The sequence below is a fragment of the Aquimarina sp. AD10 genome, assembly GCF_003443715.1.
GTDB classification, from domain to species: Bacteria; Bacteroidota; Bacteroidia; order Flavobacteriales; family Flavobacteriaceae; genus Aquimarina; species Aquimarina aggregata.
Genome location: NZ_CP031965.1, coordinates 5259968 through 5278179, shown reverse-complemented (window position 1 = coordinate 5278179; position 18212 = coordinate 5259968). Strand labels below are relative to the sequence as shown.

Sequence of the window (18212 nt, the reverse complement as noted above, 5' to 3'; positions counted from 1 at the left end):
GACACTTATATTCCAAAAAAAATAGTTCACACATAGGTAAACTATTTTTTTTCTCTTTTTTATTATAACTATTTTCTAGACTCTAATTTTTCAAGTCGCTCTTGTAATTCCAAGAATTTATTAGCTAAAATTTTTAATTCTTCATTCTCTTTTCCAACATTTTCATTTTCGGACTCTAGCTCATTAATTCTTTTTTCTTGGTTAATTGTATATAATGTTAGTTCTTCAATCTTTTGAAGCAACTTTGCATCCATTTCCCCAAGAAATATTCCCTTTTCCTTAACCTCTTTTGCACTTGGAATATCTTGTAAGTGCCCTTTGGCTTTAATATGATCTTCTACCTCTTTTAGTGTTGGTAATTTATAATCGTCGTAAAACACAAAATCTGACCAGCCTGTTTCAACTTTAATTTCTTTAGCTCTTATTTTACCATTAACGGCTAGTTTCCAAGCCCCAGGATTTGTGGTTCCTATACCTACATTACCTGAATTACCTGCTATATATACATTTCCATTTTTATTGACAATTAAAGGCATTTTATTAACAGTATTAGAATACACATAAAAATCACCTTCTCCAACACCATACGCAATATTATCTGCATGAGCCACCCCTAACCTTATAAGTCTATCACTACTTGGAGTCTCAAACCTTATCTCTGGCCATTCTTTTGAAGTTATTCTCAGGTAATGCCTATTTGCTAAAGATCCGATTTTAGCATCTCCGTTTACATCTAAAAGACTTACAGGGTTTGTAGTACCGATTCCAACATTCCCATTGGGTCTAATTGTCATTAAATGATTAGTTCCTTTGTTAAAAAAATGAATGTTTCCAATAGTTTTTTCTACACTACCTATATACAGCTGATTAGAACCATTAAGCCCAAAAGCCCTTGAAAACCCTGATTCTCCAACTTTTTGAACTCTGATATAATCGGTACTATTATTTAAATCAACATTTTGCGCGCTAATTTCAAAAGTTAATACAAGTACAATCACTGATAAGATAATATTTCTCATTTTAAATTTAATATTTAGATAGTTATTATAATCTATGTCATCTACATCAAAAATGTTACCTTAAATAATCACTTCTTCACAAATGTAACCGGTATTTTTTTTCGGAAAGATATTATGATTAATCTTAAACGCTACTCTATATGCAGGGTATCTGTTTTCATTTCTTTGGTAATCCATTCTTGTAGTGACCTAACTCTAATAGCATTTAAACTGTCTGACACTTTAAATTTCCATCTAGGAAAAATCACCTTTACCGTATCAACTTTTAAGAAATTAGATTGTAAAACCTCACCATACCCTAATCTTTCTAAATCCGGGAAACGTATTTTAGCATCTTTGGCAATACTAGCATAGGGCAATACTTTTACTGGTATTACTTTGTTAGCTTCTCTAAGACTGGTTTCTAAACCTGCTATCTGAATTTTAAGATCTTCAATCTCATCCAAAAGTTGACTGTTTTCTTTTTCTAAACGATTAATTTGTTCTATCGACCTGTCATACGCTTTTGACACTTGGTCAATACCTCTGGCTTTGTTTCCTCTTACAGTAAGTTTAAAATCACTTATGCTTTCATATTTTAAAATTTCATTATGTAAATCACTTGCTGTGGCCTCTGAAATTTCACCGTCAAAAAATAATTTTAACGTTCTATTATTATAATCATATATAGGCTTTCTTAGATACAGATTTTCATTAGCATCTACCTCGTTTGCAATAAAGCTTTCAAAATCCCCATACGCTTTACTTTCATTAAGAGTAACCCAAAACGTATACAGCGCAGGTATCATAACTACTAATGCCAGAATAGAAGCTATTCGAGCTGTTAATTTTCTTTTGGCAGAATTAGCATATCTAATCATCGGGAATCTCAACAACTTCAGCACTAGAAAAGTTGCTAAACCAATAAAAATTGTATTAATAATAAAAAGATACATTGCCCCTATGGCATAATCATATTTACCTATTGCTAACCCAAAACCAACCGTACATAATGGCGGCATTAAAGCTGTAGCAATTGCCACACCAAAAATTACACTGGCTATTGTTCCTTTTTTAGTTCTGGCAATAATTAATGCCATACCTCCAAAGAAGGCTATCAATACATCTCTTATATCGGGTTTTGTTCTTGCCAATAACTCTGAAGATTCTTCTTTAAGAGGAAACAACCAGAAAAACAACCATGCTGTAATCACACTAAGCACAACCATTACTACAAAATTCACTAATGATTTTCTTAATGTGTCTATATCATTAACTGCAATTGACATTCCCATACCTAAAATAGGCCCCATAAGGGGTGATATTAACATGGCTCCAATAACTACAGGTATCGAATTTGCATTTAGCCCTATAGAGGCAATAAAGATTGAACAAATTAAAATCCAGGCAGTAGCTCCTTTAAATGGGATATCAGCCTTAATTAATTCTATTGTACTTTCTCGATCTGTATCATTTCGAAAATCAAGTAATTCTTTCAAAAAAGTTGAAAAACTTTTAAACAACCCTTTTGCATCTTGTTTTACAGCTTCTTTCTGCTGCTCTACTTTTTGATCTTGAGTTTTATTATTAAATTCTTCTTTATTTTCTTCCATTAGTATATTATCCGTATTGTTCTCCGTAGGTTTCCTTTACTTTTTTAAGCACTTCTTTGATATCTTGTTCCTTTTTTTTAGGATAGATAAGTAACACATCTTCCTTATCCACTATGATATAGTCTTGTAATCCATCAACTACTACTATTTTATTATTAGCAGTTCTAATCATATTACCCGAAGCGTCTTGTGGTAAAACACGAGTATTAACTATAGCATTTTTATCATCTGTTTTATCTAATTTATCATACAATGATCCCCATGTACCCAGATCGTTCCAATCAAAAACAGCGGGTAAAACATATACATTCTTAGCTTTTTCTATAATAGCATAATCGATAGATATGTTTTCTGCCAATGCATAGTTATCTGCTATAAAGTTTTTTTCATTTTCTGTATTATATAAGCTTTCTCCTTTTCTGAATAAAGCTGTCATTTCTTCTTGAAACACTTCAAATGCTTTTATTATACTAGAAACACTCCATATAAAAATACCTGCATTCCATAGATAATTTCCTTCACTTAAAAACACCTTAGCCGTATCATAGTTAGGCTTTTCTGTAAACTGTGTAACTTCCTTAATAGGATCACTTTCTTCGAGGTATTGAATATACCCATATCCTGTATTAGGAAAAGTAGGCTTAATACCTAATGTCATTAAGATATCCTTTTGCGAACATGCAACAAAACAATCTTTTAGATTTGAAACAAAAGCATCTTCATCCTCTATCCAATGATCGCTTGGTGCGACTACCATTACGGCATCTGGGTTTTCTTTTTCTATTTTCATTGCAGCATACAAAATACAAGGAGCTGTATTTCGCATTGCAGGTTCGGTTACAACCTGTCTTTGCTCTATCTTAGGTAATTGTTCCAGAACCAAATCATTATACCTTTCATTGGTAAGAATAAATATATTCTCTGCAGGCACTATTTTAGCTAAGCGCTCAAAAGTACGTTGAATTAAGGTTTCCCCGGTTCCTAACATATCATGAAACTGTTTTGGAAATTCTGTTGTACTTACAGGCCAAAATCTTGATCCTACTCCACCGGCCATTAATATGGCATAATAATTTTTATTCATAGTTAGTTTAAAAGTTCTACTTCTGCATTGGGGTTAAACAGATAGATTCTACCAGTATTAAGCTCTACACATTCATATCGTTTTACCTTCTTATTCCCTTTTTTAAAGATTTGTCCGTTATACAATCTAAATGTACTACCTAAAGGTAACTCAAAAATGTAGTTTTTATCACTTTTAGGATCGTATTGTTTTAGTGCCAAAGACAATTTCTCATCTGTATCACTACTCGCTCTTGGATTTTTAAAATGCTTAGCTAATACTGGTAATAATTTTGAGGGAAAAACTTCGGGGTGAATATAAGGCAACATAAGTTGCTGAAAAGTCTTCTTCCACTCAATACCATGGGGTTTTATATAGCGTCCATATTTCTCAAAAGCTATTAAATGAGCAATCTCATGCACTAGGGTAATTAAAAAACGATATTTATTTAACGAAGCATTTACAGTAATCTGATGTCTACCATCGGGCATTTTGCGATAATCACCATGTCGAGTTACACGTTCATTTACAATTTTTAAATGCACATTACACTTAACGACTAGGTCAAATGCCATATCAATAGCACGTTCTGGGATATATCTTGCAAGTATTTCCTTCACCTTTGCAAAATACAAAATTAACTTTATCACAATGCATCCCTAATTTAATATTTTTCTATTTCTTATTATCCTAAAATAAACCAAAATTATAAGTCCCAAAACAATCAATGGCCAAATATAGAATACTATAAGAATCAAACCTTTAATTAATGACCAGCCAAAAGATAGTCCCTCTTGAGCATTATCAAAAAAACCAGGTTCATAGGTCTCTGGTTCTTTTTTGGGAATTACAGTTTCGTACATATCGAGTTGAATGGTACTATATGAAACTTTATTTCCCAAGTAATTTAATCTAGCTTGAGCAGATTCTATCTCTTCCTGAAGTTCATTAAGTTTATCTTCTGCCAATAAAATATCTTCTACAGTTTTAGCGCTAGTGCGCAAGATGTTTTCATATCGCTGTTTTACTTCTAGTTTGGTTTTTAAACGTGAGCTAATATCAATGTATTCTTCTGTCACATCAATTGTAGAAACATTTTTATACTCTACAAATTCTGAAAGTTCACAAATTTGGTTTAATACCGTATCAAAATGATCTTGAGGAATTCTAATTGTGAAACGGTTTTCTTTAGTAGTATTGGTATTGGTAAAACGTTCATCTGAGACATAGCCATCATATTTTCTAGCTGTATTTTTGGCCAATTGTGTCGCTTTTTCTACATTTTTTACCTTAATCTTAGAAGTCGCATTTTTTATAATCTTAAGACGCCTATCAACTCCTATCTTGTTCGCCTCCCGATCATCATTTGTTTCAAAAGAATTTAAAACAGGTTGTTCTCCTGTAGTTTTAAGAGGAATATTTTCTAGCGCAATATCATTTAACTTCGATTCTTTTGAGCAGGAAATACTTAAAAGCAATATGACTACTAACATTACGATGCCTACCTTACTTATTTTGTTTGATTTCATTTTTATATTTTTATATTGTTAATCTGAAAGCAAACCTATTCGAGTTTTTGTTTCATCCTTTGTAGAACGCTTGTATAATAGTTGTAAATTATTTTACAAACTTCAAATAACTTATTATCAAAACAATACAACTATTACGCCTGAAGATAAAATAGTATTCGAACTCCTTAAAGAAGCTGTAGCACAAAAGTTTTTGAAAAACAATTCTGCTTCAAACCCTGATATTTCTAAATGGAAAGGACAAGATATTATTTCGTTTCAAGAAGATTTACAGAGATACACTAAAACAAGTATTAGTGAAAAGTCTTTTTATAGTTACTTTAAAAATTCAACAGAAAAGTTACCGCGAGTAGATATACTTACTATACTGTCTCAATATTGTGGTTATTCAAATTGGAATGATTTTAAAGAAAAGAAACTTTCTTCTAATGTTTTTAAAAAGAAGAAGAGAACTCCTAAATGGTTTGTAATTATAGTATCGAGTCTTGGTTTGGTAGGCATCCTATTATTATTAATTCCAACAAAACACACTTTTAATTTTTGTTTCATAGATCAAGATCGAAATCAACCCATAACCCGAATCCCTCTTGATGTAATCATCCTTAATGATAAAGAGTCTCAATTTTATACAAAAAGTGATAGTTTAGGATGTTTTTCATGGAAAACTACTGATGATTATATTCATTTTGTAGTGCAATCACCGTATCATAAAACTGATACTATATACCGAATTGCGTCATCTGAAAATCAAGAACATCTAAAAGTAAGAACAAATGATTATGCATTAATGCTTCATTATTATGCAAACGGAAAGATAGAAGATTGGAAAAATCGAAAAAAAGAACTATCACGAATGATTTCAGACGATGTCACAATAATGCAAATATTACCACATGGATTAGGAATAGAAATATATAGTAAAAATGATTTCATCAACACGTTAACCACACCGACAGAAAGCTTAAAAAATATTGAGATTATAGAATCTCAAAGAAAAAATGAACAGATTGTAAAACTAAAATTTAGAATAAAATCATGAAACAGTTTGTTTTGATAATCGTAATCTTAGTAACATCTGGATGTGCTAACAATTCATCCAAAGAGTTAGATAATTTAGCTCCCAATGCTGACATCACTGAAAAAGAAGTTATTCTTTCAGAAGAAGATGCATATAGTATCCTAATTAAGCAAAAACTTCAAGAACATATTGATAAGTACATCATAGCACAAAATCATCCAAGTTTCTCAATAGAAAAGGAAAACGAATACTTATTTTCAGAACAGCGTAAACTAATTAAAGATGTAGATCTTATATCACCTTTAAAGATGATTTCTGACTCTACAAAAGTCACAAAAACAAAAGTTGTATTCAATTCGGGGATAGACACGATTTATACATATATCAAAACTTCACAAACCATAGTAGATGGAAAACTATTAAAGACAGTAAAATTACGTTTCGAAAGAGGCAAAAATTAAGAATCTAATTTCATCTCACTTATTATTAAAGGTTCTACTTATACTCTCATTCAGGTTTACAAAAAAATAATGCTTCAATTTCAGTAAACCATCTCAAAAAACCTTCTATAATTTACCTCTAATTAAGGTTTTCAACCACTAAAAACATGCTAAAACCATAAATAAAATGGTTTTTAAGCGTTAAAAAAACACGATTCATCGAGTTTTCATTTATTTCAATCTACTGTATATCAATTATTAATATTTTTAAATCACAACAATTTAACATTTCATTCACAAACTAACCTCATGAAAACTTCTTTAACCATCGTCTTCTTTGTTATATGTCTTGGTAGTTTTGCGCAAACCCAAATCGAACCTAAAGAAAAAAAAATGCTTCAGAAATTGGCTGTCCAAAAAACAATTGAACTACAAAAAGAACTAAATTTAACCTTGTACACCAGCAGAATTCTTGAAAAAACAATTTATCAGTATTCTGTCAAAGCTAATGAAGTTATACAATCAAATTTATCTGAAAAAGAAAAGTCAAAAAATTTAAGCAATCTAGTATACTTTCAGAATCAAGAATTTAAAAAAGTACTTACTGTGCAACAGTTTTACCAATATCTTGAACTTAAAAATAAGTATTGATATAGGTTCATAAATATGAGTTAAGGTGTGCTATTTGACACTTGCAAAACCTTACCGTTGTAAAATTTATGTCCTGTAAGGGCAAAATTTTTGATATAAGTTGCCATTTCTATTGCTGTTAATGGGGCTTGATACCCTGGAAAAGCCTCTTCTAACATTTCTGTTTGCACAGCTCCAAGAGCTAACACGTTAAAAGCAATACCGCTTTCTTTATATTCTTCTGCTAGTAATTCACTTAATGTGATCACTGCTCCCTTACTAGAACTATATGCAGAAAGACCCGGGAATTTTGCACTACCCTGAATCCCTCCCATACTGCTTATGGTTACCACATGACTTTCTCTTTTCATAAACGGTAATACTCTACGAGTGATCTCTGCAACACCAAAAACATTAACTTTATATACATCTTCAAAATCCTTTGAAGAAATCTCACTAAAAGGTTTATTTAGCAGTTTTCCGGCATTATTAATCAATATATCTACTTGTTTCCATTCTGTAGAAATGTATTCAACCATATTATCTAGATCTTTTGATGTAGAAATATCAAATGAAAACGCATGAATATTTTTATGGTTAACATTAAGTATAGGCTTCTCATTCCTGGATAATGCCAAAACATTGTGCCCACTATCTGCACATAATTTTGCTAATTCATAACCAATACCTCTACTGGCCCCAGTGATAATAATATTCTTCATAGTTTTTCGATAAACTCTATTTAATTTAATGTAATTTCTTTAGTTGGCGTACGGCATATATTTACTATTGATGGCAAACAATTATTAATCAATTTTGCCATAAACTCAAAATTCATTTCAGAAACCTCGTCATCTACATGATGATAATAGTTATAATTTGTAAAATCAAATGTAGATATGGTCTGACAAGGCACATTAAATTCTTTATAAAAAGGGTAATTATCACTTCGTTGAAACAATTGAAACTCTTTTGCTTTCGGCAAAAATCCTACAAGTTCACTTTTAGAATATTCATTAATCTTGTCTGCCATATTTGATTTTTCATATCCCGTTATATAGGCTTCGTATGATTTTTCATTTAAAGGAACTCCAATCATTTCAAAATTAACCATAGTATATAGGTCAATATTTTTCTCTTTTAACACCTTAGCCAAATGTTTAGAACCTAATAGTCCTTTTTCTTCGGCTCCAAAAAGAACAAACAACACACTACGTTTATTCTTTTTTATCTTAGCCAATTGTTTTGCTAAAGATATTACTGCAGTACTTCCTGCTGCATTATCATTTGCTCCATTAGCTATAACATCACCATTAACTTCTTTTGCTGTACCAATATGATCAAGATGTGCTCCTATGATTACAAATTCTTCTTTTAAATCTTTATCAATGCCCTCTAAATACCCAACAACGTTAAATGTTTCGACTCCTTTAGCCAAAAAAGAATTTTTATAATTTTCAAAATATGGACGTACCCCAACTTCTTTAAATTCTTTTTCTACAAATTGAGCCGCACTTGCTAATCCTTTACTACCAGTATCTCTACCCCCTAATTTATCATTAGCCAAAAAATTCATTATTTCTTCAACTTCACCAGCTGTAACATTTCCTTTCAAAAAAGAACTAGTAACAGATGTATCTTTCTCTTTAGATTGCGCTATTGTACCTTGTTTACAATTTACAAAAACCACAAAAATCAATAGCACACTTAAACATTGTTTCATCTTAAATACGTTTTGAGATAAAGATAAAAAAATCCCACTTCGAAAGAAGCAGGATTTCTGTATTTTGATATTTATTTCTTGGATTACGCCAACATTGTTACTGGGTTCTCAAGATATTTCTGTAATGTTTGTAAAAACTGTGCTCCTGTAGCTCCATCCACAGTTCTATGATCACAAGCCAACGTAACTTTCATTGTATTTCCAACAACTACTGCTCCATTTTTAACTACCGGCTTTTCTACAATTGCTCCTACAGATAAAATTGCAGAATTGGGTTGGTTAATAATAGAAGTAAACTCCTGAATACCAAACATCCCAAGATTAGATACTGTAAAAGTACTACCGCTCATTTCTTGCGGAGTTAACTTTTTATCTCTAGCTCTAGTAGCTAAATCTCTTACTTTCACATCAATTTCCATAATATTCATATGATCTGTAAAAGGTAATACCGGAACTACTAGCCCATCTGGTACAGCTACTGCCACACCAATACTTATATGTTTATTATATACGGTTACATCGTCTTTCCATGTAGTATTTACTTTAGGATGCCTTCTTAAAGCCATTGCACAAGCCTTAACTACCATATCATTAAACGAGACTTTTGTATCTGGCAGCTCATTAATAATCTTACGAGAAGAAATGGCATTATCCATATTTACTTCAATTGTAAGATAATAATGTGGTGCTGTAAATTTAGAAGCAGAAAGGCTTTTTGCTATTGCCTTACGCATTTGCGAATTCTTAACTTCTTCAAAACTAACTTCACCTGCCGGAGTAAACGTTTGTACCGAAGAAGGTACCTTAGTTTCTTTTATAGTAGTATCTATTGCAGGTGCTGCACTAGGTGTAAACGATTCTATATCTTTTTTAACGATTCTTCCGTTCTCACCAGTTCCTTTAACTTGTGAAAGATCGATACCTTTATCTGCCGCTATCTTTTTTGCTAACGGGGAAGCAAATACTCTGCCTCCACTTGCTGTTGTTGCAGTGACTTCTAATTTAGTTTCTGTTTTTACTTCTTCTGTTGAAGATTGAGTCTTAGGTTCAGAAGTAGTTACACTCCCTCCATCCTTAATCCCCGAAACATCAGTTCCTGCAGGGCCTATAATGGCTAATAATTTATCTACAGCAGCAGTTTGACCTTCTTCTATACCTATATGTAATAAAGTACCGTTGTAAAAAGACTCAAATTCCATCGTAGCTTTATCAGTCTCTATCTCTGCTAAAATATCACCTTCTTCAACAGTATCTCCTACTTTCTTTAACCATGTCGCTACTGTTCCTTCTTCCATCGTATCACTAAGGCGTGGCATTGTAATAATTTCAACACCTTCTGGTACAGAAGTACTTTCAGAAGAGGTTTCTTCTGATGCTGCATTAGCTTCTTCTTTGGGAGCTTCAGCAGTCGCAGTTGAGCTACTACCATTTAGTAATCCCGAAATATCTTCTCCTTCATCACCAATAATGGCTAAAAGTTGATCTACGGGAGCAGTTTCTCCTTCTTGAATACCTACATGAAGTAATGTTCCTTCGTAAAAGGACTCAAATTCCATAGTTGCTTTATCGGTTTCTATCTCTGCTAAGATATCCCCTTCACTAACTTTATCTCCTTTTTTAACAAGCCACTTTGCAACAACACCTTCTTCCATAGTGTCACTCAATCGTGGCATATTTATTACTGTAGCCATATTTTATTGTGGTTTGTGTGATAAGAATGGGTAGTCTTCTTGCTCATAAACAACATCATACATCACGTTCTTTTCTGGAAATGGTGATTCTTCAGCAAATTTCTGGCATTCTGCCACCCTATCTTTTACTCTTTTATCTATAATTGCAATTTCTTCGTCACTTGCATACTTTTTCTCTTTGATAATATCTAGTACTTGAGTGATCGGATCAATTTTTTGGTATTCTGCTACTTCTTCTTTAGTACGATATTTCTGAGCATCACTCATTGAATGCCCTCTATATCTATATGTTTTTAATTCTAAGAAAGTAGGGCCTCCTCCTGTTCTTGCCCTAGTTATTGCTTCGTCAAAAGCCTCTGCAACTTTAACAGGATTCATAGCATCTACAGGACCACTTGGCATTTCATACCCTAGTCCTAATTTCCATATATCTGTATGATTTGCTGTTCTTTCAACAGAAGTCCCCATGGCATATCCATTGTTTTCTACACAGAATACTACAGGTAAATTCCAAAGCATTGCTAAATTGAAGGTTTCATGTAATGATCCTTGACGAGCCGCTCCGTCACCAAAGAAAGTTAATGTCACAGCATCACTTTTCTTATACTTATCTGCAAAGGCTAAACCTGCACCTAAAGGTATTTGACCTCCTACAATACCATGACCTCCATAGAAACGATGTTCTTTTGAGAAAATATGCATTGATCCTCCTAAACCTTGAGAAGTTCCTGTGCCTTTCCCAAATAATTCGGCCATTACTCTTTTAGGATCTACCCCCATTCCAATAGGCTGTACATGATTACGGTAAGCAGTAATCATTTTATCTTTGGTAAGGTCCATTGCATGTAGCGCTCCTGCTAGAATAGCTTCTTGGCCATTATACAAGTGTAAAAATCCTCTTACTTTTTGCTGAATGTATACTTGAGCAAGCTTATCTTCAAACTTTCTCCAGAAAAGCATTTCTTCGTACCAATTTAGGTAAACTTCTTTGGTTATTTTTTTCATTTGCAATTGTGCTGATGTGTGTATAACAAATCAGTTTTGACACTGATAATCATTTAATATTTCTCCTAATTTATTAAGAGAACGAAAAACAAAAATAACATATTCACAATTAAGGGAAAAGCCCTTTGCTGATAAAATCAACGAAAACGTTATAAATATGAATTATCAAAAATAAGGGGCAATAAATTAGATAAAGAAGAAGATTTGACCACTTTTCCTGTTTCTCCCATAAAATAAATCGTAATAGGCTTATTTTGTTTTAGCTCATATTCTGCAATTGATTGCCTGCATGCTCCACAAGGAGGCGTTGGAGTAACTAACTGATGCTTTAGTGACTTAGCAGTTAGCGCCATTATTAAAACGGGGACATCAGGATAATTTGCTCCGGCATAATATATAGCCGTTCGTTCTGCACATAATCCTGAAGGATAGCAAGCATTCTCTTGATTATTTCCTAAAACTACTTCTCCGTTCTCCAATAGCAAAGCCGCTCCTACTAAAAATTCTGAATATGGGGCATATGCTTTATCTCTTATAGCCATCGATTTCTGCATTAATTGCTGAATGTCTTTTGGCAATTCATCAAATGAATCATATACTTGCAACGTTGACTTTATCTCTATTTCTTTCATTTTATCTTATAATCTCGCTTCTTAATTTACTAGTAATGCAATAGCCTTACAATGTACTACAAACAAAAAAAAGTATCAAACCGTAGCTTGATACTTTTATTAAAATATTGTGATACTTAGAAATGATTAATAATATTCATCTCCAAAATTAAATGTAAGACCAAAACGTAGTGTACCTTCTAAAGGACTTTTAACCGCTGATGTTGAAAATAAATATGAAACATCTAAGTTAACTACATTGTATCTAAATCCTGTTCCTAAAGAAAGAAATTTACGCGCTCCTTTTTCTTCACTTTCGTTAAAATATCCTGCTCTAAAAGCAAAAACATCACGATACATATATTCTGCTCCTAAAGACCATGTGATTTCTTTTAGCTCTTCACTAAAACCTCCATCAGCATCTCCCCATGAAGAGAAAACTGCTCCGAAAGAATCAATCTCTTGATATTCTCTATTATCATCTGCATCAATATCGCCATCATTATCAAAATCTTGAGGAGTAGGAACTAACAATTTACTAAATTCTATAGATGGTGAAATTCTATTATCATCATCGAGAATAAAATCAAAACCAGCACCTATTCTAAAATTAGTTGGAATAAAGTTTTCCTGACCTGAATCATCATAACTAATTTTTGGTCCTAAATTTGAAATAGTAGCACCTGCTCTCCATCTACCATTAAAAGAATTGAATGCAATTTCTTCACTTTGATAGAAACCAGCAATATCTACACCAACACTTCCTGCCGCACTTGCGTCATCTGCATTTTCTGTCTGCAATCTCAAATCAGATCTAAGATAACGTCCAGCTACAGCCATAGAAAAATTCTCACTTAATTTTAACGTATAAGAAAGGTCTATAGTAAATTCATTCGGTCTTTGTGTATTTGAAGCACCATCTGCAGTTTGTCTGAACTCTATATCTCCCAAACTAAAGTATCTAAAACTTGCAGCAACCGCACTAGTCTCAGTAATACGATTATAATAATTCAAATTTCCTAAAAATATATCATTCACCAAGTTACTAAGGTATGGTGTATAATTCACACCCACTCCTTGCTTACTTTTAGCAAATACGTATTTAGCAGGATTCCATTGTTGAGAAAAGGCATCTGCTGAAGTAGCAACTCCCTGATCTGCTAAACCTGCTGCTCTAGCATCTGCAGCAATTAATAAAAATGGTGTGGCTGTTGTAATCGCTCTATTCTCTTGAGCGTTGATATTAAAATTAAAGAGTGTCAGTAATATAATACCAGCAATAAGTGTGTTTTTCATACCTGCAATAATTGAGTTTGACAAATATATAGTTATTTAGTGATTAAAAAATAGTGTGTAATTTGTTTTTTTTTACTACACTCTACTGTTAACGTTTAATTTACTTATATCTTATATAATCTTCGCAATTTAAATAAATAAAGCCTCAAAAAGGGTTATCATATGTACTAAACTAGAGTACAAATGGTTTTTTTTAGTAAAAATCTTCTATTGGAATTATAGATAAAAAGTGTTTTTTCAGAAAAGTTTAAATTTCTTAGATTTTATTTGGTCATCAATAATAATTTTAGAAATATTGCGTTAAACCAAAGTCGTTAGAAATTCACAAAAAATCGTGAATTGATAATATTTTACAAAAATTAGGGTAATTTTAACGTTTATTAATTATATTGCAAGCCCTAATTTCTACTTTTAACGAACTTAAGATTATGAAAAACGCGTTTATTATTAAGTCGCTAATGGCGCTTTCCGTTAGTGTATTGCTCATCAGTTGTTCTCAAAACGACTATGGGAGCAGTTCTAGGGCCACAGGTTGGAAATACAATTCCAAAGAAGGTGGTTTCCAGGTTGCTACAAATTACAAAGAACAAGAGACAGGACCGGGTCTTGTATTTATCGAAGGAGGAACGTACACCATGGGACGTGTGCAGGACGACGTAATGCACGACTGGAACAACACCCCTACTCAACAGCATGTTCAATCATTTTACATGGATGAAACAGAGGTTACCAACATCATGTATTTAGAATATTTAGATTGGTTAAAAGGAGTTTACCCTCCTACAGAACCAAAATACAGAAATATCTATTATGGTGCCCTTCCTGATACATTAGTATGGAGAAATCGTCTTGGGTTTAACGAAATGATGACCAATAACTATCTTAGACACCCTGCATACGCTAACTACCCTGTAGTTGGAGTTAATTGGATTCAGGCAGTCGAGTTTAGTAACTGGAGGACTAATCGTGTTAATGAAAGAATTCTTGAAGAAGAACAAGTAATAAAACCAAATGCTCCTTTTGAAGATGTTTCTGCAGAAAGTACTTTTGACACAGAAACATACTTAAACGCTCCTTCACAAACATACGGAGGTAATGATGAAGCTACCAGAGGTGGTAAAAAATCAGAGCAGTACGAAAAAAGAAATGACTCAACTGGTCTATATATTCAACGTAAGGATGGACTACTATTACCAAAGTACAGACTCCCAACAGAAGCGGAGTGGGAATATGCTGCTTTAGGTCTTGTAGAAATCAGAAGTTACAATATTTATAGAGGTAGAAAAAAATACCCTTGGACTGGTAAATATACACGTTCAGGAAACAGAAGAACTCGTGGAGATCAATTAGCCAACTTCAAACAAGGTGATGGTGACTATGGTGGTATCGCAGGTTGGAGTGATGATGGCGCAGATATTACTGCCCCTGTTAAATCTTATGATCCTAACGATTACGGACTATACGATATGGCTGGAAATGTAGCTGAATGGGTAGCAGATGTATATAGACCTATCGTAGATGATGAATACAATGACTTTAACTACTATAGAGGAAATGTTTATACAAAAAATGCTATAAACCCAGACGGTACAGTTAAAGTAGTTATGACAGATTCTATTGTTTATGACACATTAAGTAACGGTAAGATCATCGCTAGAGTTTTACCAGGTGGAATTTTACAGGTACCTATCGATGATGAAGATACGTACATGAGAACTAACTTTACTGATAGTGATAATATAAACTATAGAGATGGTGACAAAAACTCTTCAAGATATTTTGAATCTTATCAAGATGGAGGTGGTGAGCCAAGCAAAAGAATGTATAATGCTCCTATTCATTACGTAGGTCCAAGTGCTGAAGACAGTACAAAAATGGACAGAAAATATGATGAATCTAGTAAAAGAACTACACTTATTGGTGATGATGTAAGAGTATACAAAGGAGGTTCTTGGAAAGATAGAGCATATTGGTTAGATCCAGCGCAAAGAAGATTCATGCCTCAAGATATGGCAACGGATTATATTGGTTTCAGAAATGCAATGTCTCGAGTTGGTACCAAAGCAAAAAAGCAAAAGACTCCTAGACACCAAAAGCCAAGAAAATAGTATTAAGAAATAAATGTTCGTTATAAACAAAAAAGCCCTGTACTTAACTGTCAGGGCTTTTTTATACAATATGATATATGACCATTTCACAAATTCATAAATTATTTTTAGATAGCAAAGGAGTCTCTACTGACACAAGGAAAATTAGCAAGAACACCTTGTTTTTTAGTTTAAAAGGAGAAAATTTCAATGGTAACACATATGCCGATAAAGCACTCGAATCAGGTGCCTCGTTTGCCATAATAGATGAGCCAGAATTTAAAACTTCAGACAAACATATTCTAGTTAATAACACATTAAAAACACTACAAGATTTAGCTTTATATCATAGAGAGTTTTTAGGTATCACTATTATCGGGCTAACAGGCAGTAATGGAAAAACCACTTCAAAAGAATTAATAAATTGTGTTCTTTCTTCTAAATTTAAAACCACTGCCACAATAGGCAACTTAAATAATCATATAGGTGTCCCACTCACTCTTTTGTCTATGACACAAGAAACAGAAATAGGAATTGTTGAGATGGGCGCAAATCACCAAGGTGAAATCGAATCCTTATGTGCTATTTGCAAACCAGACTATGGTTACATCACCAATATAGGAAAAGCCCACCTAGAAGGGTTTGGAGGCATCGAAGGTGTTCTAAAAGGCAAAACCGAACTATACAGACATCTTAAACAAAATGATAAAGCTGTTTTTATTAATATTGAAGATCAAAAATTAGTCAACGCATCATCAGGAATAAAGAGTTTTAGTTTTTCTCAAACTAGTAAAAGTGATTGTACAATCAAATTAATCGAAGCAAATCCAAATGTGATTGTATCATACCAAAACCTAATCATCAACAGCAATTTAATTGGTGTATACAATTTTACAAATATAGCTGCTGCAATTGCTATCGGAAATCATTTTAACACCCCTCCTAATGCCATCAAAGGAGCCATAGAATCTTACATCCCAACAAATAATCGTTCCCAAATAATAAAGAAGGATTCATACACTATTATTCTTGACGCCTATAACGCCAATCCGTCAAGTATGGAGGCTGCCATAAACAACTTAACAACACTAAACGATAACAATAAAATTGTTTTTCTTGGCGATATGTTTGAATTAGGCTCTGAAGCTAAAGCCGAACATCAAAAAATCACTAATCTAATCACAAACACTAGTGTAAATGAAATCTACTTATTAGGAAAGAACTTTCTTCAAACAACATCTAATGATCCTAGAGTTAAAAAGTTTGAGTCTTTTGAAAACCTAAAGAGTAATTGGAAATTAAAAAACAAAAAGGTTACAATACTGATCAAAGGTTCTCGTGGGATGCAACTTGAACGAATATTAAATTTACTTAACTAGACAGATCTGCCTTCTTTTTTAATAAAATCAGAGAGCGCATCTAAAGATTTTGCTGTGGATTTCTTAATTGCTGCTTTAATAAACATTGACAGTACTATTTTTTTTATCCAAGATTTCGCTTCGGGGTATATCTCCAACCTTAATTGACAAAGAGTATCAGAGATTGGTTTTATAATAAAAAAATTATAAATCAAATCTATTGGTACATCGGTTGTGCGCTCACCATAAACAATCTCGTTTCCCTCAACCTTTTTAGTAACTGTTGTAAAATTTAACCGTTTTCCGTCGATTACACATACATGTTCAGAACCCAGTCTAGTAATTTCATTAACATTATATTCAATCTTATCTACGCCTTTAGCCCAATAATACCTGTAACTATAGTTTGTAATGTACTCTAATAATTGTCTTGCAGAAATTTCAAAATCCCTTACAATAACGATACCTGGTTTTTCATCAAAACTTACTTCTTCTGGAGTGGCAAAGGGATTAAGTTTGAGTTTAGTTTTATCTATTTCTGAGTATAAATATTTAACCTTCTTATCGTCATAAGTATCATAGCTCTCATGAAAGAGATACAACTTACTCTCATACCCTTTAGACAATCCTATAACCTTACTCACATCATCACTCAATAACGTATAGTTATCACTATCAATAGAGTTCTTTAACATTCTATGCACCTCTATAACTGATTCTCCAAAAGGTTTTCGTTTTCCCTGCACAGTAATAAACTGTATTTCTCCACAATGCACTACAATTTTTAATTCTAAATTTGGAGCCTTTGCACAGGCATTGCAAGGACAAATACGGTTTTTTTCTAACAACTTTAAATGACTATAAAACGCCGTAAACATTGTTTCAATCTGAGCCAAAAGCTTTTCTTGAGAAGGGATTTCGTTTTCCTTATAAAAAAATAAAGCATCACCTTCGACTTCGGCCAATTGCAGATGTTGAGTATTAGCTTTAACAAGAACCTCTAACAGTTCCGAAATTACATGTTGACTATGTTCTACTTCTGTATTCTGAACAAAATGGGTAAAACCAGATATATCTGGTATAAAAAGTAATGAATTGAGCATATTGATATATACAATACAACAAGAATTAAAACCTAAATGAGAGGATT

General features: G+C 32.8%; 17 protein-coding genes. 5 read left to right on the top strand and 12 right to left on the bottom strand.

Annotated features, from left to right (window positions below; all coding sequences use genetic code 11):
* Positions 1–68: 68 nt before the first annotated feature.
* The 5 genes from D1816_RS21870 to D1816_RS21850 form a co-directional block, all read right to left on the bottom strand.
* Complete coding sequence (locus D1816_RS21870) at positions 69–1019, bottom strand: hypothetical protein (protein WP_118505700.1); 951 nt, start codon at positions 1017–1019, stop codon at positions 69–71.
* 131 nt (positions 1020–1150) lie between these two features.
* A complete protein-coding gene (locus D1816_RS21865) occupies positions 1151–2611 on the bottom strand; it encodes a DUF389 domain-containing protein (protein WP_066314560.1) in 1461 nt (486 codons plus the stop codon).
* Between the two features lie 7 nt (positions 2612–2618).
* Complete coding sequence (locus D1816_RS21860; protein ID WP_066314561.1) at positions 2619–3695, bottom strand: mannose-1-phosphate guanylyltransferase; 1077 nt, start codon at positions 3693–3695, stop codon at positions 2619–2621.
* Positions 3696–3697: 2 nt separating this feature from the next.
* Positions 3698–4294 carry a SprT-like domain-containing protein gene (locus D1816_RS21855; RefSeq protein ID WP_118505698.1) on the bottom strand — a complete coding sequence of 199 codons (597 nt, stop codon included), beginning with the start codon at positions 4292–4294 and terminating at the stop codon, positions 3698–3700.
* Positions 4295–4333: 39 nt separating this feature from the next.
* On the bottom strand, positions 4334–5203 hold the full coding sequence (locus D1816_RS21850; protein WP_118505696.1) for a DUF4349 domain-containing protein: 870 nt from the start codon (positions 5201–5203) through the stop codon (positions 4334–4336).
* A gap of 193 nt (positions 5204–5396) precedes the next feature.
* On the opposite strand from D1816_RS21850, the gene D1816_RS21845 reads away from it, so the two are divergent.
* The 3 genes from D1816_RS21845 (at position 5397) to D1816_RS21835 (ending at position 7312) form a co-directional block, all read left to right on the top strand.
* Entirely contained in the window at positions 5397–6242 is an 846-nt protein-coding gene (locus D1816_RS21845) for a hypothetical protein (RefSeq protein WP_158597777.1), read from the top strand.
* Positions 6239–6682, top strand: a complete 444-nt coding sequence (locus D1816_RS21840) for a hypothetical protein (RefSeq protein ID WP_118505692.1) — start codon at positions 6239–6241, stop codon at positions 6680–6682. The genes D1816_RS21845 and D1816_RS21840 overlap by 4 nt, the downstream gene beginning before the upstream one ends.
* 288 nt (positions 6683–6970) lie before the next feature.
* Positions 6971–7312 carry a hypothetical protein gene (locus D1816_RS21835; RefSeq protein WP_066314568.1) on the top strand — a complete coding sequence of 114 codons (342 nt, stop codon included), beginning with the start codon at positions 6971–6973 and terminating at the stop codon, positions 7310–7312.
* A gap of 20 nt (positions 7313–7332) precedes the next feature.
* On the opposite strand, the gene D1816_RS21830 is transcribed toward D1816_RS21835, so the two are convergent.
* From D1816_RS21830 to porV, 6 genes are all read right to left on the bottom strand, one after another.
* Positions 7333–8013: an SDR family oxidoreductase gene (locus D1816_RS21830; protein ID WP_066314569.1), complete on the bottom strand. Its 681-nt coding sequence runs from the start codon at positions 8011–8013 to the stop codon at positions 7333–7335.
* Between the two features lie 20 nt (positions 8014–8033).
* The gene (locus tag D1816_RS21825; protein WP_118505690.1) at positions 8034–9014 is read right to left on the bottom strand and encodes a M20/M25/M40 family metallo-hydrolase; all 981 of its coding nucleotides are present in this window, start codon (positions 9012–9014) and stop codon (positions 8034–8036) included.
* Positions 9015–9097: 83 nt separating this feature from the next.
* Complete coding sequence (locus tag D1816_RS21820; RefSeq protein WP_118505688.1) at positions 9098–10705, bottom strand: pyruvate dehydrogenase complex dihydrolipoamide acetyltransferase; 1608 nt, start codon at positions 10703–10705, stop codon at positions 9098–9100.
* Between the two features lie 3 nt (positions 10706–10708).
* Positions 10709–11710 (bottom strand): pyruvate dehydrogenase (acetyl-transferring) E1 component subunit alpha, encoded by a 1002-nt coding sequence (gene pdhA / locus D1816_RS21815; protein WP_066314573.1) that lies wholly within the window; start codon positions 11708–11710, stop codon positions 10709–10711.
* A gap of 149 nt (positions 11711–11859) precedes the next feature.
* Positions 11860–12342 (bottom strand): cytidine deaminase, encoded by a 483-nt coding sequence (locus D1816_RS21810; RefSeq protein ID WP_066314574.1) that lies wholly within the window; start codon positions 12340–12342, stop codon positions 11860–11862.
* Between the two features lie 126 nt (positions 12343–12468).
* The gene (porV, locus tag D1816_RS21805; protein WP_066314575.1) at positions 12469–13617 is read right to left on the bottom strand and encodes a type IX secretion system outer membrane channel protein PorV; all 1149 of its coding nucleotides are present in this window, start codon (positions 13615–13617) and stop codon (positions 12469–12471) included.
* A 428-nt stretch (positions 13618–14045) separates the two neighbouring features.
* Here porV and gldJ point away from each other — a divergent pair, with 428 nt between their 5' ends.
* Entirely contained in the window at positions 14046–15725 is a 1680-nt protein-coding gene (gene gldJ / locus D1816_RS21800) for a gliding motility lipoprotein GldJ (RefSeq protein WP_066314674.1), read from the top strand.
* A gap of 77 nt (positions 15726–15802) precedes the next feature.
* Positions 15803–17083, top strand: coding sequence for a UDP-N-acetylmuramoyl-tripeptide--D-alanyl-D-alanine ligase (murF, locus tag D1816_RS21795; RefSeq protein ID WP_118505686.1), 1281 nt, complete (start codon positions 15803–15805; stop codon positions 17081–17083).
* Here murF and D1816_RS21790 read toward each other — a convergent pair.
* Positions 17080–18165, bottom strand: a complete 1086-nt coding sequence (locus D1816_RS21790; protein WP_118505684.1) for a DUF2652 domain-containing protein — start codon at positions 18163–18165, stop codon at positions 17080–17082. The genes murF and D1816_RS21790 overlap by 4 nt on opposite strands.
* Positions 18166–18212 lie beyond the last annotated feature (47 nt).

Coding starts and splice junctions, on each gene's coding strand:
- D1816_RS21840 (WP_118505692.1), top strand. CDS start 6,239: ATGAAACAGTTTGTTTTGATAATCGTAATCTTAGTAACATCTGGATGT.
- D1816_RS21810 (WP_066314574.1), bottom strand. CDS start 12,342: ATGAAAGAAATAGAGATAAAGTCAACGTTGCAAGTATATGATTCATTT.
- D1816_RS21825 (WP_118505690.1), bottom strand. CDS start 9,014: ATGAAACAATGTTTAAGTGTGCTATTGATTTTTGTGGTTTTTGTAAAT.
- D1816_RS21865 (WP_066314560.1), bottom strand. CDS start 2,611: ATGGAAGAAAATAAAGAAGAATTTAATAATAAAACTCAAGATCAAAAA.
- porV (WP_066314575.1), bottom strand. CDS start 13,617: ATGAAAAACACACTTATTGCTGGTATTATATTACTGACACTCTTTAAT.
- D1816_RS21850 (WP_118505696.1), bottom strand. CDS start 5,203: ATGAAATCAAACAAAATAAGTAAGGTAGGCATCGTAATGTTAGTAGTC.
- D1816_RS21790 (WP_118505684.1), bottom strand. CDS start 18,165: ATGCTCAATTCATTACTTTTTATACCAGATATATCTGGTTTTACCCAT.
- D1816_RS21830 (WP_066314569.1), bottom strand. CDS start 8,013: ATGAAGAATATTATTATCACTGGGGCCAGTAGAGGTATTGGTTATGAA.
- D1816_RS21860 (WP_066314561.1), bottom strand. CDS start 3,695: ATGAATAAAAATTATTATGCCATATTAATGGCCGGTGGAGTAGGATCA.
- D1816_RS21870 (WP_118505700.1), bottom strand. CDS start 1,019: ATGAGAAATATTATCTTATCAGTGATTGTACTTGTATTAACTTTTGAA.
- murF (WP_118505686.1), top strand. CDS start 15,803: ATGACCATTTCACAAATTCATAAATTATTTTTAGATAGCAAAGGAGTC.
- D1816_RS21820 (WP_118505688.1), bottom strand. CDS start 10,705: ATGGCTACAGTAATAAATATGCCACGATTGAGTGACACTATGGAAGAA.
- gldJ (WP_066314674.1), top strand. CDS start 14,046: ATGAAAAACGCGTTTATTATTAAGTCGCTAATGGCGCTTTCCGTTAGT.
- D1816_RS21835 (WP_066314568.1), top strand. CDS start 6,971: ATGAAAACTTCTTTAACCATCGTCTTCTTTGTTATATGTCTTGGTAGT.
- pdhA (WP_066314573.1), bottom strand. CDS start 11,710: ATGAAAAAAATAACCAAAGAAGTTTACCTAAATTGGTACGAAGAAATG.